We start from the raw sequence: 22,442 nt of genomic DNA on the forward strand, positions 1-22,442 counted from the left end.
AATGTGAAGTGCCGTTCAGTGCGAACGAAAGCTGTGGGGTGAAGTTGATCAAGTTGCACATCTAATTCATATTGGAGCTCAATATTTATATTTAAGGGCGTGTTGACCTTTCGAGCTGGTTTTTGCAGCGAGTTGCTGGGTATTTATACAAGGCAGAGGCTTTGATGTGTAGCTAGCCTACATGAGATGCCGATAACGTAGTAGAAATGACCAGCAAACGCTGCCCAAAGGGTTCGGCTAAAAGCGTTTTACTCTTTGTTGAGGGATATTTGCTTAGAGTGACTAGGCTACTTCTCCCTCGCCGCGATTAAAACGCTTTTATCTCGAACAAAATTCAACCACGAAAGGTCAACACGCCCTAGTGAGTTAAGGAGAATTCACGATGAGCTTTGATACATGGATCTACTACCTGTTAGCCGTGCTGATTTTGACGGCATCCCCAGGCCCAAGTTCTTTATTGTGCATGACCAAAGGTGTGCAATCAGGCTTCAAATTATCGATATTTACTGCTTTAGGTAGCCTAACGGCGATTACCGGAATTCTCACGCTATCGTTTACGGGACTCGGAGTAATTATTGCTTCTTCTGAAGTGGTATTTAATGTCATTAAATGGACGGGGGCGGCTTATCTTATCTTCCTCGGATGGAAATCGTTGCGCTCGAGTCAGCAAGATTATGACCAACTACCGAGTCAGCAATCAGACTCTAAAGTCGTTAAAGAGAGTATCGTTTCTCACTACGTAAGTGGCTTTATCGTCGGTGCCAGTAATCCTAAAGCGATTCTGTTTTTTACCGCACTTTTCCCGCAGTTTATTGACCCATCACTCGCGCTATTACCGCAGTTTGCTGTGTTTGCTTTAACCTTTGCTGTGATGGAGTTGTCTTGGTTATTGGTCTACGCGTATTTAGGTTCAAAGTCGTCGAACTGGTTGTTCGCGAAAGGCCGAGCTAAGGTTTTCAATCGTGTAACAGGTGGCGTGTTTATTGGAGCTGGAGCGCTGCTTTCAACGACAAGTCGAGCTTAACTCTATGATTTATCGAAGGGGTGAATAGTTACAGAAACTTCTTGGTGCTGTCATAAAAGGTTAACATTAATATGCTTGCTGCTTTTAACAAAAAGCCGATATATTGTAGTTACACCATCACGTTCTCAAGGAGAGGCATATGCAGCATCAAGAAATGATTCAACACAGTAACTTTGGCGTTATCAGCCGTACTTGGATTTTCTCTACCCTTTCTCTAGTGGGTATTCTTGCTCTAATGTAGTCAGCTAAATGGCTCTATATTTCCAGTTTTCATTATGAACATACTTGTAAAAAAGTTTTCAAAGTTAGAACTCTTCCTCCTATAAATGTGGCTTTTCTCACCAGCTTAGCCACTTAACCTTTTCCTAAACGCGTCCTTCTTCTTAGTAAAAACTACATTTCATAGGGCAACAAAGCCAACTTTCGCACAAAGCTAATCGTGTAACCTGATCTGAAGTTGTTACTAAACTGTGATAATCTTAAATTATCTTTTATTTACAGTGTGTCTCTCATGTCTGTCTGGGATTCTATTTCATTTAACAATCGATTTACTGCATTACCTCGACTGTTCTATACCCCAATCCAACCAACTCCGTTAAGCAATGTCCAATGGCTCGCCTGGAATCAAAACCTTGCCACTGAACTCGGCTTTCCGTCATTTGAGAGTGCTTCAGAAGAATTACTGGATACCTTATCTGGCAATGTGGAACCAGAGCAATTTTCTCCGTTAGCGATGAAATACGCAGGCCACCAGTTTGGTGCTTATAACCCTGATTTGGGCGACGGAAGAGGATTGTTGTTAGCTCAAGTTGTCGCTAAAAGTGGTGAAACGTTCGACTTACACCTAAAAGGTGCAGGGAAAACACCGTATTCGCGCATGGGTGACGGGCGCGCGGTTATCCGATCGACTGTGCGCGAGTATTTGTGCAGTGAAGCAATGGCAGGGCTTAATATCCCCACCACACGTGCATTAGCCATGATGACCAGCGACACGCCTGTTTATCGAGAAAAGCAAGAGTGGGGCGCATTGTTGGTGCGTGCTGCTGAATCACACATTCGTTTCGGTCACTTTGAACATCTGTTTTATACCAATCAGTTGGCCGAACATAAGTTGTTGGCCGACAAAATCATCGAGTGGCACTTCCCTGAGTGCCTAGATGAAGAAAAGCCATACGCTGCTATGTTTAATCAAATTGTTGACCGCACCGCAGAGATGATTGCGTTGTGGCAAGCAAATGGCTTTGCTCACGGGGTGATGAACACGGATAACATGTCGATCATTGGACAAACCTTCGATTACGGTCCATTTGCATTCCTAGATGAATATGACCCGAGATTGATTTGCAATCACTCCGACTATCAAGGGCGTTATGCGTTCAATCAGCAACCAAGAATCGGGATGTGGAATTTATCGGCATTGGCACACTCGTTGTCACCGCTGGTGGAAAGGGCTGATTTAGAGGCGGCATTGGAACAATACGAGCCACAAATGAACGGTTATTTCAGCCAACTGATGCGCCGAAAGCTTGGTCTGCTTTCCAAGCAAGAAGGCGACAGCCGCTTGTTTGAGTCTATGTTCGAATTGATGTCGCAAAACAAAGTCGATTACCCAAGGTTCTTTAGAACTCTGTCGAACCTAGACACTTTGCCTGCTCAGGAAGTCATTGATTTGGTCATCGATCGTGATGCAGCGAAGCTATGGTTAGATAACTACTTGCAACGTTGTGAACTTGAGGAGAGTTCAGCTACAGAGCGCTGCGAAAAGATGAGGCAGGTAAATCCTAAATACATTCTTAGAAACTATTTGGCTCAACTTGCGATTGAAAGGGCCGAACGTGGTGATAGTAGCGATGTTGATGCTCTGATGGTAGTACTCGCAGACCCATATGCGGAGCACCCTGATTACGAATACTTAGCTGCTTTACCACCGGAATGGGGTAAAGGGATGGAGATTAGCTGCTCGTCTTAAATTGGCTTACCAGTACAAAACCAACAGATAGCGGTCGCTTAGTTGTGATCTCTATCTGTTTGTTCTTCTAATTTTACAAACATATCAATAATCAAATACTCGACCTGCCTATACACTATGTGAATAAGTTGTAAATTTTATAGGTTTGGGCGATGCCAACAAATACTCGAATTCTCGTGGTGGATGATGATCAAGAAATCCGCGAGTTGCTGGAAGAGTACCTTACAAAATCGGGTTTCGATGTCTCTTCGGTTGGAGATGGGGTTGAACTAGAGACTCACCTACAAAACCAAGGTTACCCTGACCTGATACTTCTTGACGTGATGCTTCCCGGTGATGATGGTTTTACCCTGTGTCAGCGCGTCCGTAGAAACTCCAATGTGCCTATCATTATGCTGACTGCAGTGTCCGATGAAACCGATCAGATCATTGGCTTGGAAATTGGTGCCGATGATTATATCGCTAAGCCGTTTAGTCCCCGCCAATTAATGGCACGAATTAAAGCCTTGTTACGACGTGTTCAAGTGGTCGATGACAAGCCGAGCGACGCATTGCCTAAACAGATCATCTTTGGTGATTGGACACTCGATACTCTTGCACACCGAATCTCTCACAACGAAAGCGCCGAAGAGATGGACTTGTCAGGCAGTGACTTCTCACTGTTAATGCTGTTCCTAACTCGTCCAAACGAAGTGTTAGACCGAGATACTATTTCTTTTGCGACCAGAGGACGTGAAGCACTGCCTTTTGAGCGTGGCATTGATGTTCAGTTAAGCCGTTTGAGAAGCAGGTTAGGAGATAGCGCTAAATACCCGCACTACATCAAAACCATGCGTGGTAATGGCTATATCTTGGCTGTACCTGTTCAGTATGAGCACTGAGTAAGAAGTCCGTATGAAGTGGTTGAGAAGTTTAAAGCCAAACTCGTTAGTTGCTAGAACCTTGCTTTTGACCTTGCTAGCCGTCGTCATCGCTCAGGGCATTGCAACGTCGATTTGGTATGGCGAATCCAAACAAAAAGAACTGGAGGGTATTCGCTCCGCTTCATCGAGCATGGCGAACATGTTTGCTTCAACAGTGACTTTCTTCCAGTCTCTGCCCGTCAAATATCGCCATATCGTGTTAGACCAAATTCGAAACATGGGTGGCACACGTTTCTTCGTCTCTTTCAATAAAGAGGCTTTGATTGTTGAACCGATTCCCGATACCCGCTTAAAAACCGCATCGATTGAAGCGATAGAGAGTGTCTTGAGTAGCAAGCTCAACAAGGTGGAGTCGGTACGCGTTGATTTCTCTCGCCCAGAACATCTTCGTTTGCTTAAAAATGACATCTACTTGAGCGATCTCCCGCGATCGTGGGCGCATCATACCTTAACCTTAGAGCCTCTCAATCCGCCGATTCTGGTTGTTCAGATTGAGTTAGCCAGCCATGAATGGGTTTACATTGCAGCACTGTTACCTGCACCCTATGTAAAACTTGATGACACCATTCTCGGTCGTGAGCAGGTGATCTTCTTACTCTCTTCAACGTTGATTCTGCTGGTGTTGACCTACTTAATGATTCGCCGCCAAGTACGCCCGCTTAAAAAATTAGCAAGGGCAGCCAATGAAATGAGTATGGATATTCAGCAGCCGCCACTTAACGAAGAGGGGGCGACTGAACTGGTCACGGCGACTCGCGCGTTTAATCGGATGCAGCAGCGTATTCGTCGTTATGTGGCCGATAGGGAGCATCTCTTCTCTGCTATCTCTCATGATTTAAAGACACCCATAACTCGGCTTAGGCTGAGAGCTGAGCTGTTGGAAAGCGAAGTTAAGAAAGAGAAGTTCAACAAGGATTTGGATGAGCTAGAGATGATGGTCAAAGGTGCTCTGCAAGCAGTAAGAGATACCGACCTTCATGAAAATAACGCCATTATCGACCTTAATGACATGGTTGCTTCGGTTATTGAATCGCATAACCAGCATCAAACTTTAGTAGAGTTTGAACCTATTGTGGTTGAGCCGCTAGTCGCTAAGCCATTAGCGATTAAACGTGTTTTGACTAACCTTATCGACAATGCGGTGAAATACGGAACATCCGCTAAAGTTAATATCAGTAGCGATTCTGTGTGGGTTATCGTAACGATTCAGGACTACGGAAAAGGAATCCCGGAAGACAAACTTGAGTTGGTGTTTGAACCTTACTTTAGGCTTGCGACCGACGACCAAGGACACGGTTTAGGGCTCGGAATCTGTCGAAATATCCTACACGGGCACGGCGGAGATCTCATTATTCGTAACTCCCGTCAAGGCGGCTTAGAAGCCAAAGTCTATATCCCACGCGGCCTAGAAGTTTAATGTAACAATTGTGTTACATTGAGCTTACCTTTTGTTTCAATCTTATAAATCAGAATAAGTAGACTCTTTATTGAACCGGGCGACGAGCCCGCTAAACATGGAAGATTATAATGAAAATCAATAAAACCCTACTTACTCTATCTCTTCTTGCTGCCTCAACATTTTCTCAAGCTGGTGAAGTGGAAGTGCTTCACTGGTGGACTGCTGGTGGTGAAGCTAAATCCGCTGCAGTACTTAAAGAGATGATTGAAGAACAAGGTCATACTTGGAAAGATTTCGCTGTTGCTGGTGGCGGCGGTGAAAGTGCGATGACTGTTTTAAAAACACGAGCAGTATCTGGTAACCCGCCATCTGCTGCGCAGATCAAAGGTCATGATATTCAGGAGTGGGGTGGTTTAGGTTTTCTAACGTCTCTCGATGCAACCGCGAAACAAGAAAAGTGGGATGATTTACTGCCTGCTGTTGTCACCAAAGTGATGAAGTGGGACGGCGAGTACGTAGCAGTTCCTGTGAACGTTCACCGTGTTAACTGGCTTTGGGCAAACCCAGAAGTGCTCGAAAAGTCAGGTGTGACGGTTCCAACTACCTTAGATGAGTTCTTTGTTGCTGCAGATAAGATCAAAGCAGCAGGTTTCATCCCTCTGGCGCACGGCGGTCAACCTTGGCAAGACGCAACAGTCTTCGAGGCTGTGGCACTTGATGTACTTGGTAGTGAAGACTACAACAAAGCGTTCGTTGATCTAGATATGGACGTGTTATCTGGCGATAAAATGGTCGAAGTGTTCACCAAGTTCAAAAAGATGCGTGACTACATCGACAGCAACTCTCCAGGTCGTGACTGGAACGTAGCAACCTCAATGGTTATCAATGGTGAAGCGGCAATGCAAATCATGGGTGACTGGGCGAAGGGCGAGTTTACAGCGGCAGGTAAAGTGCCAGGTAAAGACTACATCTGTGCACCAGCTCCGGGCACTGACGGCCAATTTACCTTCAATATCGATAGCTTTGCCTTCTTTGAGCTAGGCGATAAAGAGAATCAAAAAGCGCAACAAGATCTTGCGAAAACCATTCTTACTAAAGACTTCCAAGAGGTCTTCAACCTAAACAAAGGCTCGATTCCAGTGCGCCTCGATATGGACATGTCTAAGTTCGACCAATGTGCGTTGGATTCAATGGCAACCTTCAAAGCAAGTGCGGAATCTGGCGACCTTGTACCGAGTATGGCTCACGGCCTAGCAACGACAAGCTACGCTCAAGGCGCTATCTATGACGTTGTGACCAACTTCTTCAATGAGAAAGATGCTGATCCTAAAGAGGCAGCAGCTAAGTTAGCGAAAGCAGTAAAAGCCGCTATCTAATCTCATTTGGTCTAGTACCAAACCCCCAGGGTGGGTAGGTTCGTAGGGAGCCTATCCGCTCTTCACCTCAATTCTGATATGCGTGATGCTGATGTGGTGCCGAGAGGTAAGCCATTGGCTTAATTGTGCAACAAGGAAAAGTTATGGAGCATGTTTTGACTGAGTCGACTCCAAAACCGACAAGGAGCCAGCCTGCACCAAAGCCCAGTTTTGCTGACAGGTTACAACATTGGTTACCTAAGATTGTGTTGGCACCGACCGCGTTGGTGACCGTGGTATGTATCTACGGCTACATATTCTGGACGGCAGCGCTGTCGTTTACTAATTCTCGATTTCTACCGAGCTTCAATTTTGTTGGCTTTACTCAATATGAAAAGCTGATGGAGAACGATCGCTGGATCACCTCAATCACCAACCTCGGTGTGTTCGGGATCTTATTCATGGTGATTGCTATCGTCTTGGGTGTCGGTTTAGCGATTTTGCTTGACCAAAACATCCGACAAGAAGGCGCGATTCGTACCATCTATCTCTACCCAATGGCACTGTCATTTATCGTGACGGGTACCGCTTGGAAGTGGATTTTGAATCCGGGCCTAGGCATTGAGAAATTGATGCAAGATTGGGGCTTTACCGACTTTAAATTCGACTGGTTGGTTGACTCTGAAATGGCGGTCTACACCTTAGTGATTGCCGCACTTTGGCAGTCGTCAGGCTTTGTGATGGCGATGTTCTTAGCTGGCCTGCGTGGTATCGATTCTTCCATCATTAAAGCGGCGCAAATCGATGGTGCAAGCTTACCCACTATTTACCTAAAAATCATTTTACCTTGCTTGCGCCCTGTCGTTTTCAGTGCGGTGATCATTACTTCTCACATTGCGATTAAGAGCTTCGACCTTGTGACGGCGATGACAGCAGGTGGCCCAGGGTATTCCTCGGATCTTCCGGCGCTATTTATGTATGCACACTCATTTACACGTGGACAAATCGGCCTCGGTGCCGCCAGTGCGATGATGATGCTTGCCGGTATTTTAGCGATTCTGGTGCCTTATCTTTACTCAGAGCTTAGGGAGAAAAAGTCATGATGAACAACATCAACTTTGCTCGAATGTTTATCTATTCGGCGCTGCTTTTCTTCTGCTTGGTTTACCTAATGCCGCTGTTCGTAATGGTACTAACCTCATTCAAAACCTTGCCAGATATTAAGGCTGGTAACTTGATGAGTTTACCCAAAGAGTGGGTGTTCGATGCTTGGTACAAAGCGTGGGACAGCGCATGTACTGGCGTGAAATGTGAAGGGGTGAAAGGCTATTTCTGGAACTCATTCCAAATGGTGATTCCTGCGGTCGCTATCTCAACACTACTAGGCGCATTCAATGGCTATGTGGTCACTAAGTGGCAGTTCCGAGGTTCAAACCTGTTTTTTAGTTTGCTGTTGTTCGGTTGCTTCATTCCGTTCCAAGTGGTGCTGTTACCAATGGCGACCGTACTGGGCAAGATGGGATTAGCAAACACCACGGTAGGTCTGGTACTTGTGCACGTTATCTATGGCATGGCGTTTACAACGCTGTTTTTCCGTAACTTCTACATCTCGATTCCTGATGAGTTGATCAAAGCAGCGAAACTGGATGGTGCGGGCTTCTTTACCATCTTCTTTAAGATCTTATTACCGATCTCTACGCCTATCATAATGGTGACGGTGATCTGGCAGTTTACCGCTATCTGGAACGATTTCTTATTTGGGGTGGTGTATTCAGGCTCAGAGACTCAGCCAATCACCGTAGCATTAAACAACTTAGTTAACACCAGCACAGGTGTTAAAGAGTACAACGTCGATATGGCTGCCGCGATCATCGCCGCACTGCCAACATTGTTGGTGTATGTCTTCGCAGGAAAATATTTTGTTCGTGGCCTAACGGCAGGATCAGTAAAAGGATAATTACCCATGGCAACATTAGATTTAAAACAGATCCGTAAAACTTATCGCAACGCGGACAACGAAACGTTAAAGGGCATCGACATTAGTATCGATTCGGGGGAGTTCTTGATACTTGTCGGCCCTTCGGGGTGTGGAAAATCCACCCTAATGAACACCATTGCTGGGCTAGAAAACATTAGTTCAGGTGAGATAGTGATTGATGGTGTCGACGTGGCTCAGGTTGAACCTAAAGACCGCGACATCGCGATGGTGTTTCAATCTTATGCGCTATACCCAAACATGACGGTTCGCGGCAATATCGCCTTCGGCTTAAAGATACGCAAGATGCCGCAGGACGAGATCGATGCTGAAGTGAATCGAGTCGCTGAAATGTTGCAAATCGAACAACTGCTGGACCGCAAACCCTCACAGCTATCGGGTGGTCAGCGCCAGCGCGTAGCGATGGGACGAGCACTGGCCCGTCGTCCTAAGCTGTACTTGTTTGATGAGCCGCTTTCTAACTTGGATGCGAAGCTGCGTGTGGAAATGCGCCACCAGATCAAACGCCTCCATCAAAAGCTCAACACCACGATTGTTTATGTCACCCATGACCAAATCGAGGCAATGACGCTAGCTGATCGTATCGCAGTAATGAAAGATGGTGAGCTGCAACAGTTAGGCACACCACAAGAGATCTATACCAAGCCAAGCAACATGTTTGTGGCAGGCTTTATGGGGTCACCATCGATGAACTTTATCAAGACTATGGTGGATCTCGACGAAGAGCAGAACCCGATCATCAAGGTTATTGGTACGGCTGAGCAGGAACACCATATTCGTCTGCCGCAAAGCATGCGTGAACAAGACGGTAAAGAAGTGGTGATTGGCCTACGCCCTGAACAGATTACTGAGCAGCAAGGCGATGACCTATCGGCAACCACTAAACTGGACTTGCAGTTGGAAGTGTTAGAACCGACAGGGCCAGATACGATTGCGATGGTGAAGGTGAACGACCAAGAAGTGGCGTGTCGCTTATCACCGGAATTTGAAGTGTCGGTAGGGCAGATGGCACCGCTGCATTTTGACCTGTCGAAAGCGGTATTCTTTGATGCACAGACTGAAGCGAGAATTGATTTCTAGTTTTTGAGTCAGTAGTCCAATGAGAGGCTAAGCTTAAACAAAGGCAGTATCACTAACTTATAATAAGTAACGTGATGCTGTCTTTTTTGTTGTTTTAGCTTGTTTTATTTCCTCATGAAAACAGAGGGATAAACGAGATAATCAGATTAACTGAAATAATATCGCCAATTAGTCACGGTTAGCTCTATAAAGCGGACTGAGAACAGCGTAGGATCGCGCTACTTTAGACCCAATACTAGGTGCACTTTTGTGCATAGACAGAATAAAACATGAAACTGACAGCAAAACCCTCCGCTAGTAACGCTCTACTTATCTCTATTACGACACCTGACTTTAAAGGTGACGAAGCAAAAGAGTCTCTTGCTGAACTTGCTCGATTAGTGACAACCCTAGGGTTTAAAGTGGTCGGTACTCAGTCACAACACCACAGTTCAACCCAACGACAAAACGTATTGGGTGCCGGTAAGCTTGCAGAAATTGCTCACCTAACCGGTTACCAAGGTTCGATTCAAGAAGTGGAAGACGAAGACTTCATTGATGAGTCTTTTGATTTTCATGCTGGTATTGATGAACTCGATTTTGATGACCTGCCATCTGAAGAGGTGGAGTTTGGTACTGCTGATGTTGTGGTATTTGACTGTGATTTGAGCCCATCTCAATTACGCAATGTTGAGGCTCACTTAGGTGTCGAAGTGTTTGACCGCACCGGTATCATCATCGAAATTTTCAGTCGCCACGCTCGCACTCGTACCGCACGTCTGCAAGTAGAAATTGCTCGCCTAAACTACTTAGTACCTCGACTTCGTGAAACAGCTGACGGTGACAAAGAACGTCAAATGGGTCAGGGTGCTGGTGAAACCTCACTAGAGCTTGACCGTCGTAAAGTACGTGACCAAATTGCTGCGCTTAAGCGTGAGCTGGTAAGCGTACAAGATGAAATGAAGAACCGACGCACACAGCGTTCGGAACTTTTCACCGTTGCTCTAGTCGGTTACACCAATGCGGGTAAATCTTCGATGATGCGTGCAATGACCGCAACCGAAGTGAGTGGTGAAGACAAGCTGTTCGCAACCCTAGATACCACAGTTCGTGCACTTCAGCCGATCACTCAGCCGCGTATTCTTGTGTCAGATACGGTTGGTTTTATCAAGAAGCTGCCACATGATCTGGTTGCTTCATTCCACTCAACGCTTGCAGAAGCACACGACGCGTCACTACTGCTTTATGTGGTTGATGCTTCTGACGTTTCATTCCGCGCACAGCTTGATGTGGTACATGAAGTATTAGCGCAAGTGGGTGTTGAAGGCAGCGAAAAACTATTGGTACTGAACAAGTGCGATAGATTGAGCGAAGAAGAGCAGTTAGAGCTGATTGAAGAATTCCCAGATGCGATGCTGACGTCAACTCGCGACCCACTTGATATAACCAAGCTTCATAAGTACATCGTGGGTGTGGCTGAGCAAGGAATGATCGAAGAAGAGATCACCATTCCTTATTCTGGGCAAGGCATCATCGGTGAGATCCGCTCTAATATGAGTGTGGTGAAGGAAGAGTACGACTACGAGTGCATTAAGCTGACAGTACGTTCAAGTGCTATTGATTTAGCAAGACTTAAAAAGCGTATGCAGAACTCGTAATCATCTGTTTTAGATAATATTTCAATATCCTATTGAGATAACCAGCTCTAAAGAATCTCTATATAAGGCTGCCATTTTGTTTACCGAAGTGGTGGCCTTTTTTTTCCTCCTAACCTCTATTTGTCCTCTAAACCTCTATTTCATCATTGATAGTTTGGTCAACTCTCACCCATTTATAAATATTCTATGGGTCATTTCCCACCCATTAATATTATTGGCTGAGCTCCCTGATGAGCGGCTCGATATTACCAAGCCTTATGGTTAAAGGGTTGTTAATGATTTGTGTCAATATGGCGCGCTAATTGCCTTAGTGAAAGCACGCAGTTTCCATTGAAGGGCTGCTTTGTTTACTAAGGAGAATAATAATGTTTAAGCCTCTTACACTGCTGTCTGTATCTGCTCTGGCACTCACCAGTTTTAATGCTGCTGCAAACTGTGACCCAGGTGAAATCGTGATTAAATTCAGTCATGTAACCAATACGGATAAGCACCCGAAAGGCATCGCTGCTTCTCTACTTGAAGAGCGAGTAAACACGGAAATGAATGGTAAAGCTTGTATGCAAGTTTTCCCTAACTCGACGCTTTACGATGATAACAAGGTACTGGAAGCCCTGTTAAATGGTGATGTTCAAATGGCGGCACCTTCGTTGTCTAAATTTGAGAAGTTCACTAAGAAATACCGCATTTTTGACCTTCCGTTCCTGTTTGAAGATGTAGAAGCCGTTGACCGTTTCCAAAACTCAGAATCTGGTGAAAAGCTGAAGAACGCAATGAAGCGTCGTGGTCTTCAAGGTTTGGCATTCTGGCACAATGGCATGAAGCAGATGTCTGCGAACAAGCCACTACTAACCCCTGCAGATGCAGAAGGTTTGAAGTTCCGTGTTCAAGCGTCAGACGTATTGGTAGCTCAGTTTGAGCAGTTAGGTGCTAACCCTCAGAAAATGTCGTTCAAAGAAGTATACGGCGGCCTGCAAACTAAGGTTATCGATGGTCAAGAGAACACTTGGTCAAACATCTACGGTAAGAAGTTCTTCGAAGTACAAGACGGTGTGACTGAAACCAATCACGGCATTTTGGATTACCTAGTGGTAACGTCAAACGACTTCTGGAAAGACCTACCTGAAGATGTACGTACACAGCTTGGCACCATCGTCCAAGAAGTCTCTGAAACTCGTAACGCTGAATCTTCAAAAGTTAACCTAGCGAACAAAAACAACATCATCGAAGCTGGTGGTGAGGTTCGTACGTTGACGCCTGAACAGCGTCAAGCATGGGTAACAGCACTTCAACCAGTATGGAAGAAGTTTGAAAAAGACATCGGTTCAGATCTTATCGATGCAGCATTAGCTTCAAACCAATAACACCGCTATAGGGCGGCGGCTCCCTACCGCTGCCCTTTATTAAAACAATTATAAGCGGAGCATTTTATGGAACAGTCTCAAATGGAACAGTCTTTATTTTCCAAAGTCGGAAGAGTCACCGATTTAATTGAAGAGTCTTTAATAGCCTTCTTTCTGGGTGCAATGACCCTACTAACTTTTGCGAACGTGGTCTTTCGATACGCGTTCAATGACAACATTTTATGGGCATTGGAACTGACGGTATTCATGTTTGCATGGATGGTACTGGTTGGCGCTTCTTACGGCGTTAAAAAGCATTTTCACATTGGTGTTGATGTCATCATCAACCTTGCCCCTGAAAAGCTACGCAAAGTGTACGCGTTAATTGCCGTCACTAGCTGTCTTGCCTTTTCAATCTTACTTCTCATCGGTTCATGGAATTATTGGTACCCATTCGCGACTGATCGCGCATGGTATGAAACCGATGATATCCCAATGCCAGAGATGCTGCAGTTCTTAGCTGACTGGCTGAATGAAGGTGAGCGATACGAGAAACTACCACGCTTTATCCCTTACATGGCGTTGCCGATTGGTATGGCATTACTTACGTTCCGATTCATTCAAGTTGCTTACCAAGTTGTGACGGGCAAACTCGACCGCATGATTGCAGGTCATGAAGCTGAAGAAGAGTTGGATGCGTTGAAAGCGGATGTACTTGCGGGTTCTGACGAAGACGCGACTGCAGTATTGGATTCGACTACGAACAACAAGACCAGCACGTCGGGTACAAAGCCTAACGGTAAGGAAGACTAATCATGGCAATGTTATTTCTATTTTTGATGGTAATTGCTTTTATGTTGGTCGGTGTGCCAATTGCGATTTCCTTAGGTTTATCAAGCATCCTGTTTTTGTTGATGCATTCAGATGCGTCATTGGCATCGGTCGCACAAACTCTGTTTAACGCCTTTGCTGGCCACTACACATTGTTAGCGATTCCTTTCTTTATCTTGGCCTCGAGCTTTATGTCTACTGGTGGCGTGGCGAAACGAATTATCCGCTTTGCTATCGCGATGGTTGGCTGGTTCCGCGGTGGCTTGGCGATGGCGTCGGTTGTGGCATGTATGATGTTCGCAGCGTTGTCTGGCTCTTCACCTGCGACGGTAGTGGCGATCGGTAGTATCGTTATCGCAGGTATGATCAAAAACGGTTATTCGAAAGAGTTTGCTGCAGGGGTTATTTGTAATGCAGGCACTTTAGGTATTTTGATCCCGCCATCGATCGTAATGGTGGTATACGCGGCGGCAACCGATGTATCGGTAGGTCGTATGTTCCTTGGTGGCGTGATTCCGGGTTTGTTGGCTGGTGTGATGTTGATGATCGCTATCTACATTGCAGCACGCATTAAGAAGATTCCAGCGCAACCATTTGTGGGTTGGGGTGAGATGTTCGCAGCCGCTAAAGACGCAAGCTGGGGTTTGCTACTGATCGTCATCATTCTTGGTGGTATCTACGGTGGTATCTTTACTCCGACAGAAGCAGCTGCAGTAGCGGCGGTGTATGCCTTCTTTATTGCCAACTTTATCTATAAAGATATGGGGCCGTTTGCGGATAGGAGCAACACCAAGCCAGCGCTGGTTAAAGTGTTCCAAACCTTCTTTCATAAAGATACCAAAGACACACTCTATGATGCGGGTAAGCTGACGATCATGCTGCTGTTTATCATTGCTAATGCTCTGATTTTGAAGCATGTGCTGACAGAAGAACGTATTCCTCAGATGATTACCGAATCTATGCTCTCTGCGGGCTTAGGGCCGATCACCTTCTTGATTGTGGTGAACGTACTGCTCTTGATTGGTGGTCAGTTCATGGAGCCATCAGGCCTTCTGATCATCGTTGCTCCGCTAGTATTCCCAATTGCTATCGCGCTTGGTATTGACCCAATTCACCTTGGTATCATGATGGTGGTGAACATGGAAATAGGGATGATAACACCGCCAGTGGGACTCAACTTGTTTGTAACTGCAGGGGTTGCGAAGATGTCGATGATGAATGTGGTCAAGGCGGCGCTGCCTTGGGTTGGCGTAATGTTCCTGTTCTTGATAATCGTAACTTACGTGCCTTGGGTATCGACATGGTTACCAACCACCTTGATGGGACCGGAGATCATAACCAAGTAGTTACTTGAACGTTTCATTGACATGGCGTTCAATCCATAAAAAATGAGGAGGTCTTTAGACCTCCTCATCTATGTGTCTTCCTCGCTTAACATGAGGATTGATCTGTTCGTATAGCGCTCTTTTCGCTTCCAATTCCGGCGTGTTTAAGTCGAGATGTTCATCGGTATAGTAAATGCCATCTATCTCGAAAGTGTCGCTAATCGAAGGAACTCTAGTTTTCTCACCCATAGCCATATCCTTATTATATTTATTGCATAACATCCTGTTATTGAAATAAGTATAGGTGATCTTGCTCGCAAATCTAATTTAGTTTGGTTCCGCCTTAAATGACTCTTTAGATAGCTGATGTTTTTGCATCTTATCGTAGAGTGTTTTTCTTGGTAGCTGCAGCCTTTCCATTGTCTCTTTGATACTACCGTTACATTCGATAAGCACTTGCTTTAACGTGTTTTTTTCAAATTCTGATACTAACTCGGCCAAAGACATTTGTTGGGCGGTTGTATTAGCGTTATCTGATAGGTGAGAAAGCTTACCTAAAAGGACAAAACGTTCTGCAGTGTTACGTAATTCACGCACATTTCCTGGCCAATCATGCGCTAAAAGGGCGTGTAGTTCGGCTTGTGGAAGAGCTGGGGCAGTTTTGCCATAGCGAGCGGCAGCGACCAACAAGAAGTGATGGAACAGGGCTGGGATATCTTCTTGTCTGCTTCTTAATGGTGGCAAATCTAAGGTCACAACGTTAAGTCGATAATAGAGATCCTGGCGGAAAGTGCCTTCTTCAGCAGCTTTCTTTAGGTCGACTTTAGTGGCCGCAATCACGCGGATATCCAGAGGTACTAATCCGTTTGAGCCCACCCTTTCGATAACGCGTTCTTGCAACACACGTAGTAGGCGTATCTGTGCTTGCATCGGCATAGATTCTATTTCATCCAAGAACAGGGTTCCGCCCTGAGCAAACTCAAACTTACCCACGCGTTTACTCTCTGCACCTGTGAATGCGCCTTTTTCATGACCGTAGAGCTCACTCTCAATTAGGTTTTCAGGAACGGCACCACAGTTTACAGCGACAAAGTTTTGTTCCCTGCGGCTGCTTTGCTCATGCAGGGAGCGCGCGACCAGCTCTTTACCTGTGCCTGTCTCTCCAAATAACAAGATATCGGCGTTGGTGTCAGCGACATGGGTAATCACAGAGCGAAGCTCAGTCATGGACTGAGTATCACCAATGATTCTTGGTCCAAGGGTTTTACTGGCTTTGAGTGAGCGTTTGAGTTCAAGGTTTTCCAAGGTCAGCTGGCGCTTTTCAATGGCGCGTTTGGTGGTCTCGATTAAGCGCTCATTGGCAAAAGGCTTCTCGATAAAATCGTAGGCGCCGTCTTGAATCGCTTGTACCGCCATCGAGATGTCACCGTGTCCTGTGATCATGATGACGGGAATCTCTTTGTCTTTATGCATGACAGTGTTGAGCAAGTCATGGCCAGAGATACCGGGTAGACAGATATCGGTAATGATCACATGAGGTAACCCGTTCTCTTGAATCGCGAGCAAAGCTGACTCCGCATCGGGAAAGAATTCGGCATCAATATCCGCGAGCTCAAAGCTCTGCTCAATCGCTATTCTTAGTTCGGATTCATCATCAATGAAATAGACGTGACACATAGTGATTCCTTTACTTCTTTGTATTCTGGTTATTGCTGAGTTTTGCTTGCTGTTCTTGTTCAACAAGGGGCAGCTCTATGCTGAATCGAGCACCACCTTGAGGGCTGCTTCCGGTAACGAGCTTGCCATTTATTCCGCTGATTATTTGTTGAGAAATCGATAGTCCAAGTCCAAGTCCGTTTTTCTTGGTGGTATGGAAGGGTTCAAAAAAGTTTCCGTTCGAAGGGGAGGTGAAGCCGGGGCCGTTATCATCGACATGAATCAGCAAGGTCATGGCTTGTTGATGGTCGGACTCCCTAATCTCTAACAGAATAGCTAATTGTTTGTCGTCTTGTTGTTCCATCGCCTGAATTGCGTTGGTCAGTAGATTAATGATCACCTGTTCCAGTTGAATAGCGTTGGCGAGCACGCATGCATCAAAGGTTTCAGGGAGTTCGTTGACCTTAACTCGTTCACTCTTAAGTTGTGGCTTCATCAGCTCTTTCGATGAATGTAAAACTGGGAGTATTTGTAATGTGTGTAGCTCTTCTGCGGTGGATTTCTTGGCGAAGGAGCGAAGCTGGTGGCTGATTTTCGCCATACGATCAGTGAGTGCTGAGATTCGAGATAGGTTGTCGTCGACTCGATCGGTTTTATCTTTGACAAGGAAGAGTCGGCCATTGTCGGCATAACTGCGAATCGCAGCGAGCGGGTTATTTAGCTCGTGACTGATGCTCGCTGACATCTGCCCTAGCACCGCCAGTTTAGCGGCTTGAATGAGCTCGTCTTGAGTTTGCCTCAGCACATGCTCGGTTTCGATACGGTGTTTGATCTCTACATGCAACTCCGATGTACGTTCAAGCACTTGAAACTCTAGCTTTTGCTTGGCTTCGGATTGCAGTCTGTCTATCTGAGCTCGTCTCTGTTGTCGATGGTGATTGAGTTGCATCGTTAGATAAATAATCGCAAAGATAAGGCTCAAAACCACAAGGTAAGCAACCAAGTCCCACCACACTAAGTGGGTTGGAGAAAATACTCGGATTGTGAGTTTTGGTTCGGCTAGGAAACGCGAAGAGCTAAAGAACTGCTCTTGGACGAGTTTGTGTGGCGACTCAATACGACTGGTGGCACTGTCTAAATCACCAGAGAAGTGCAGGCTTTCTATTTTTGTATCGAGGTACTGCCTGCTTTCTTGAATTCGAGTGTGTTGTGCTTCGCTTAGCGGTTGAAGGCTTTTGAACAGCCACTCAGGATTGCTCGACATAAATACGATCTGGTCTTTATCGTCAGCAACAAAAAAACTCTGTTTGCCTTTCCAACTTGCTTCAATCAGCGATAAATCCATCTTTACGACAATGACGCCAATAATCTCGGCGGCATAGGAGACGGGGTAAGAATAATAATAGCCTCTCTTTCCTGAGGTTGAACCTAGCGCAAAATATTGATTTTCATTGCCAATAATCGCTTCTTGAAAGTAGGGGCGGAAAGCAAAGTTACGACGAATAAAAGAACGTGGTTGATTCCAGTTACTGGCTGCAATAGTGGTGCCGATGCTGTCTAGTAGGTAGGTGTCGGATGCTTGAATCACCGAGTTTACGTGCTCTAGATAGCGATTAGTGAGTTCGATTTGCGCAGAGTTACTTGGAGAGTGCAGGGCATCGACCAGCTCTTTGTCTTTTGAAAGCAGCTCGGGAATGTGCGCGAACTTATCCAATTGGCTTGAAATATGAACTGAAAAGCGGTCTAGCTTAGATTGATGATCATTTAACAAACTTTCATGGCTTGTGCTCCACACCCAATGACCGCCAAACACCATCAGTAAACTGTATGTGGCCATTAACAGTATTGGGATTCTAAAAGCTTGAAACATGAAGGCTCTCCGCTAATTTCTTTGGTAAACAATCAAGCCTGTCTTCTCTCGTTTATGGTAGCAAATAGCGGTAGTTTTTGCTGAAAGCAGAGAGTGAACAGATGGGTGTAGGTTAAGGGTTTGTAACGGGGATTGTTGAAAAAGTTATCGACTCTGAGGGGTAAAACAAGAGCAAGATCTCTTTTTAAGGTTTTTAGCAAAAAAAGCCCTCGATTCCCTTGAAAAAGTCGCTATTGTCCCCATTTCTGTTGTGCTAAGTGATGATTTGATCGTTTTTGTATCACTTAGTTGGACGAATTTAGAGCATTCATCATCATGCAGAGGTGAACGGCTCGACAGAGATTAAACAGATCGCTAGAATGTCGCGTCTAAAATTTCTGTCCTGAGGCTAATCGGAGATACCTTTCTTGTTTCTGAAAACAAGCTTTATTGCGTTTTAATCGACGTGTGAAGAACGAAGATATCGCTGATTAGTCTGGTGTTTGGTTGAATAATCAATTCAGACATCAATGCTCGATTTTAAATTAGGTGTTCGGATAGAGCACTACACAAGGATGCAGCCAACAACGTCTGCTTTTGAATTAAAGCTAAGTTACGGCTCATATGCTCAGATTACTGAGCCAGTTTTGAGGTTTATATAATGCAAGTTACTGTTGAAACGCTAGAAGGCCTAGAGCGCCGTCTTAATATTACTGTTCCTGCTGCTAACATCGAAGATGCAGTTACAGCTGAACTACGCAACATCGCGAAAAACCGTCGTTTCGATGGTTTCCGTAAAGGCAAAGTGCCAATGAAGATGGTTGCTAAAATGTACGGCAAAGCAGTACGTCAAGACGTGATGGGCGAAGTAATGCAACGTCACTTCATCGAAGCGATCGTTAAAGAGAAAATCAACCCAGCTGGCGCACCTACTTTCGCACCAGTTGAAAACAACGAAGGTGCTGACCTAGTATTCAACGCAACTTTTGAAGTTTACCCAGAAGTTGAGCTGAAAGGTCTAGAAAACATCACTGTTGAGAAACCAGCAGTAGAAGTTAAAGACGCAGACGTTGAAGAGATGATCGAAACTCTACGTAAGCAACAAGCAACTTGGACTGAAGTTGACACTGCAGCTGACGCTGGTTCTCGTGCAACTATCGACTTCGTTGGTTCTATCGACGGTGAAGAGTTCGAAGGCGGTAAAGCTGAGAACTTCCCACTAGAGATGGGCGCTGGTCGCATGATCCCTGGTTTTGAAGACGGTATCGTTGGTAAAACAGCAGGTATGGAATTCGAAATCGACGTAAACTTCCCAGAAGATTACCACGCTGAAAACCTAAAAGGTAAAGCAGCTAAGTTTGCAATCAAAGTAAACAAAGTTGAAGCTCGTGAACTTCCAGAACTAAACGAAGAATTCGTTGCTAAGTTCGGCGCAACTGACGGCGTTGAAGGTCTTAAAGCTGAAGTTCGTAAGAACATGGAGCGTGAGCTTAAGCAAGCTGTTAAGAACCGCATCAAAGAGCAAGCTATCGACGGTCTAGTTAACGAAAACAACATCGACGTACCTTCTGCTCTAATCGATCAAGAGATCGGTGTTCTACGTCAACAAGCTGCTCAACGTTTCGGTGGCAACACTGAAGCTGCTGACCAACTTCCACGTGAGCTGTTCGAAGAGCAAGCTAAACGTCGCGTAGTTGTAGGTCTTCTACTTGGTGAAGTAATCAAGACTGAAGAGCTAAAAGCTGACGACGAGAAAGTTAAAGCTATCATCGAAGAGATGGCTACAGCATACGAAGATCCATCTGAAGTTATTGCTTACTACGAGCAAAACGAGCAAATGATGAACAACATGCGCAACGTTGCTCTAGAAGAGCAAGCTATTGATGCAATCATCGCTAAAGCTCAAGTTTCTGATAAAGAAGTTAGCTTCAACGAGCTAATGAATCAGCAACCTGCTTAATATAGTAATATCTGACGTAGAAGGTTGACGTACGGTCGACAATTCTGCTAACAATGGTCCGTATGATTTTATCATTCGGGCCATTTATTTTAGGGACATAAGAATATGAGCTACCAAGAAAAAAATACAATGCCATCGATTATGGACGCACTAGTTCCTATGGTGGTTGAACAGACTTCCCGTGGTGAACGTTCTTACGATATTTATTCTCGTCTATTAAAAGAACGAATCATTTTCTTAACAGGTCAAGTGGAAGACCACATGGCAAATCTTGTCGTGGCTCAACTGCTTTTCTTGGAATCTGAAAACCCAGACAAAGATATCTACCTTTACATCAACTCACCTGGCGGTAGCGTAACAGCAGGCATGTCTATCTACGACACAATGCAGTTCATCAAGCCAAACGTGAGCACAGTATGTATGGGGCAAGCTTGCTCTATGGGTGCATTCTTACTAGCGGGTGGTACTCCAGGTAAGCGTCACGTGCTTCCAAACTCACGTGTAATGATTCACCAGCCACTTGGCGGCTTCCAAGGCCAAGCGTCTGATATTCAGATTCACGCGCAAGAGATCCTAACGATCAAACAGAAGCTAAACAAACTATTGGCAGAGCACACAGGCCAGCCTCTAGAAGTTGTTGAGCGTGATACAGATCGTGACAATTTCATGTCTGCTGATCAAGCAGTAGAATACGGTTTAGTGGATTCAGTTCTTAATCACCGCGGTCAATAATTGCAGGGCAATTGTTTGACGCAAAGTGATGCAAATTGATATACACTCAAACCATAGAGAGTAAAGGCTAAGAGGTTAGCGAATGACAGATAAAAGCAAAGAGGGTGGTAGCGGTAAACTGCTTTACTGCTCTTTCTGTGGCAAAAGCCAGCACGAAGTTCGCAAGTTAATCGCAGGTCCTTCTGTTTACATTTGTGATGAATGTGTCGATCTTTGTAACGACATTATTCGTGAAGAAATCAAAGATGTTCTTCCTAAGAAAGAGTCTGAAGCGCTGCCAACGCCGCGTGAGATTCGTGAGCACCTTGATGACTATGTAATCGGTCAAGAATACGCGAAAAAAGTGCTAGCAGTTGCAGTATATAACCACTACAAGCGTTTACGTAATGGTGATACGACAGCTGAAGGCGTAGAACTAGGTAAGAGTAATATTCTTCTTATCGGTCCTACTGGTAGTGGTAAAACACTACTGGCTGAAACACTGGCTCGTTTCCTAGACGTTCCTTTCACAATGGCGGATGCAACCACACTAACCGAAGCGGGTTACGTGGGTGAAGATGTTGAAAACATCATCCAGAAGTTGCTTCAGAAATGTGATTACGACGTAGCGAAAGCGGAACGCGGCATTGTTTACATCGATGAAATCGATAAGATTTCTCGTAAAGCTGAAAACCCATCAATCACGCGTGACGTGTCTGGTGAAGGTGTACAGCAAGCTCTACTAAAACTTGTTGAAGGTACAGTTGCTTCTGTTCCACCACAAGGTGGTCGTAAGCATCCACAGCAAGAGTTCTTGCAAGTGGACACGTCTAAGATTCTATTTATCTGTGGCGGTGCATTTGCCGGCCTAGATAAAGTGATTGAACAACGTGTAGAGACAGGTTCAGGTATCGGTTTTGGCGCTGAAGTGCGTTCAAAAGACGAAACCAAAACTATTGGTGAACTGTTCACTCAAGTAGAACCTGAAGATTTAGTGAAGTACGGTCTAATTCCAGAATTCATTGGTCGTCTACCTGTTACGACAACACTAACAGAGCTGGATGAAGAAGCGCTAATCCAAATCCTTTGTGAACCAAAGAATGCACTTACTAAACAGTACGCAGCATTATTTGAGCTAGAGGATACAGAGCTTGAGTTCCGCGAAGACGCGTTACGTGCGATTGCTAAGAAAGCGATGAGCCGTAAAACGGGTGCTCGTGGTCTACGTTCTATTTTGGAAGGTGTTCTGCTAGAAACGATGTACGAACTGCCATCTTCAACTGATGTAAGCAAGGTTGTGATTGATGAGTCGGTAATCAATGGTGAGTCAGAACCACTATTGATTTACAGCAACTCAGATAACCAAGCAGCTGTTGCAGAGTAGGTC

Annotated in this window: 18 protein-coding genes and 1 pseudogene; 16 read left to right on the forward strand and 3 right to left on the reverse strand. The window is 45.2% G+C overall.

Annotation, left to right across the window (positions count from 1 at the left end; translation table 11 throughout):
* The first annotated feature begins 382 nt into the window (after nt 1–382).
* The 12 genes from OH460_RS04420 to OH460_RS04475 all read left to right on the forward strand — a co-directional run bounded on the left by OH460_RS04420 (nt 383) and on the right by OH460_RS04475 (nt 14,900).
* The gene (locus OH460_RS04420) at nt 383–1,024 is read left to right on the forward strand and encodes a LysE family translocator (RefSeq protein ID WP_269995442.1); all 642 of its coding nucleotides are present in this window, start codon (nt 383–385) and stop codon (nt 1,022–1,024) included.
* A 511-nt stretch (nt 1,025–1,535) separates the two neighbouring features.
* A complete protein-coding gene (locus tag OH460_RS04425) occupies nt 1,536–2,993 on the forward strand; it encodes a protein adenylyltransferase SelO (RefSeq protein WP_269995444.1) in 1,458 nt (485 codons plus the stop codon).
* A gap of 152 nt (nt 2,994–3,145) precedes the next feature.
* On the forward strand, nt 3,146–3,874 hold the full coding sequence (locus OH460_RS04430; RefSeq protein WP_269995446.1) for a response regulator: 729 nt from the start codon (nt 3,146–3,148) through the stop codon (nt 3,872–3,874).
* Between the two features lie 13 nt (nt 3,875–3,887).
* A complete protein-coding gene (locus OH460_RS04435; RefSeq protein ID WP_269995448.1) occupies nt 3,888–5,333 on the forward strand; it encodes an ATP-binding protein in 1,446 nt (481 codons plus the stop codon).
* 110 nt (nt 5,334–5,443) lie between these two features.
* Nucleotides 5,444–6,691 carry an ABC transporter substrate-binding protein gene (locus OH460_RS04440; protein WP_137407315.1) on the forward strand — a complete coding sequence of 416 codons (1,248 nt, stop codon included), beginning with the start codon at nt 5,444–5,446 and terminating at the stop codon, nt 6,689–6,691.
* Nucleotides 6,692–6,834: 143 nt separating this feature from the next.
* Entirely contained in the window at nt 6,835–7,773 is a 939-nt protein-coding gene (locus tag OH460_RS04445) for a carbohydrate ABC transporter permease (RefSeq protein ID WP_105059181.1), read from the forward strand.
* Complete coding sequence (locus OH460_RS04450) at nt 7,770–8,627, forward strand: carbohydrate ABC transporter permease (RefSeq protein WP_008218366.1); 858 nt, start codon at nt 7,770–7,772, stop codon at nt 8,625–8,627. Before OH460_RS04445 ends, OH460_RS04450 begins: the two co-directional genes overlap by 4 nt.
* A gap of 6 nt (nt 8,628–8,633) precedes the next feature.
* The gene (locus OH460_RS04455) at nt 8,634–9,746 is read left to right on the forward strand and encodes an ABC transporter ATP-binding protein (protein WP_269995453.1); all 1,113 of its coding nucleotides are present in this window, start codon (nt 8,634–8,636) and stop codon (nt 9,744–9,746) included.
* Between the two features lie 269 nt (nt 9,747–10,015).
* A complete protein-coding gene (gene hflX / locus OH460_RS04460) occupies nt 10,016–11,383 on the forward strand; it encodes a GTPase HflX (RefSeq protein WP_008218370.1) in 1,368 nt (455 codons plus the stop codon).
* Nucleotides 11,384–11,748: 365 nt separating this feature from the next.
* Entirely contained in the window at nt 11,749–12,744 is a 996-nt protein-coding gene (locus OH460_RS04465) for a TRAP transporter substrate-binding protein (RefSeq protein ID WP_061033666.1), read from the forward strand.
* 66 nt (nt 12,745–12,810) lie between these two features.
* Complete coding sequence (locus OH460_RS04470) at nt 12,811–13,536, forward strand: TRAP transporter small permease (RefSeq protein WP_269995456.1); 726 nt, start codon at nt 12,811–12,813, stop codon at nt 13,534–13,536.
* A 2-nt stretch (nt 13,537–13,538) separates the two neighbouring features.
* A complete protein-coding gene (locus OH460_RS04475; RefSeq protein WP_269995458.1) occupies nt 13,539–14,900 on the forward strand; it encodes a TRAP transporter large permease in 1,362 nt (453 codons plus the stop codon).
* Nucleotides 14,901–14,954: 54 nt separating this feature from the next.
* Here OH460_RS04475 and OH460_RS04480 read toward each other — a convergent pair whose 3' ends face one another.
* From OH460_RS04480 to OH460_RS04490, 3 genes are all read right to left on the reverse strand, one after another.
* On the reverse strand, nt 14,955–15,128 hold the full coding sequence (locus OH460_RS04480) for a hypothetical protein (RefSeq protein ID WP_008218379.1): 174 nt from the start codon (nt 15,126–15,128) through the stop codon (nt 14,955–14,957).
* Between the two features lie 78 nt (nt 15,129–15,206).
* Nucleotides 15,207–16,556 (reverse strand): sigma-54-dependent transcriptional regulator, encoded by a 1,350-nt coding sequence (locus tag OH460_RS04485; protein ID WP_269995460.1) that lies wholly within the window; start codon nt 16,554–16,556, stop codon nt 15,207–15,209.
* 10 nt (nt 16,557–16,566) lie between these two features.
* A complete protein-coding gene (locus tag OH460_RS04490) occupies nt 16,567–18,405 on the reverse strand; it encodes a sensor histidine kinase (RefSeq protein ID WP_269995462.1) in 1,839 nt (612 codons plus the stop codon).
* A gap of 163 nt (nt 18,406–18,568) precedes the next feature.
* Between OH460_RS04490 and OH460_RS27365 the strand changes: the two are divergent.
* The 4 genes and pseudogenes from OH460_RS27365 to clpX form a co-directional block, all read left to right on the forward strand.
* A pseudogene (locus OH460_RS27365) lies at nt 18,569–18,751 on the forward strand (hypothetical protein); the annotation flags it as partial.
* A gap of 294 nt (nt 18,752–19,045) precedes the next feature.
* Nucleotides 19,046–20,344 carry a trigger factor gene (gene tig, locus OH460_RS04495; RefSeq protein WP_004739926.1) on the forward strand — a complete coding sequence of 433 codons (1,299 nt, stop codon included), beginning with the start codon at nt 19,046–19,048 and terminating at the stop codon, nt 20,342–20,344.
* 105 nt (nt 20,345–20,449) lie between these two features.
* Nucleotides 20,450–21,076, forward strand: a complete 627-nt coding sequence (gene clpP / locus OH460_RS04500; protein ID WP_004736080.1) for an ATP-dependent Clp endopeptidase proteolytic subunit ClpP — start codon at nt 20,450–20,452, stop codon at nt 21,074–21,076.
* 82 nt (nt 21,077–21,158) lie between these two features.
* The gene (gene clpX, locus OH460_RS04505) at nt 21,159–22,439 is read left to right on the forward strand and encodes an ATP-dependent protease ATP-binding subunit ClpX (RefSeq protein WP_105059184.1); all 1,281 of its coding nucleotides are present in this window, start codon (nt 21,159–21,161) and stop codon (nt 22,437–22,439) included.
* The last annotated feature ends 3 nt before the right edge of the window (nt 22,440–22,442 follow it).

This window comes from Vibrio sp. Makdt (genome assembly GCF_027587015.1).
Classification (GTDB): domain Bacteria; phylum Pseudomonadota; class Gammaproteobacteria; order Enterobacterales; family Vibrionaceae; genus Vibrio; species Vibrio chagasii_B.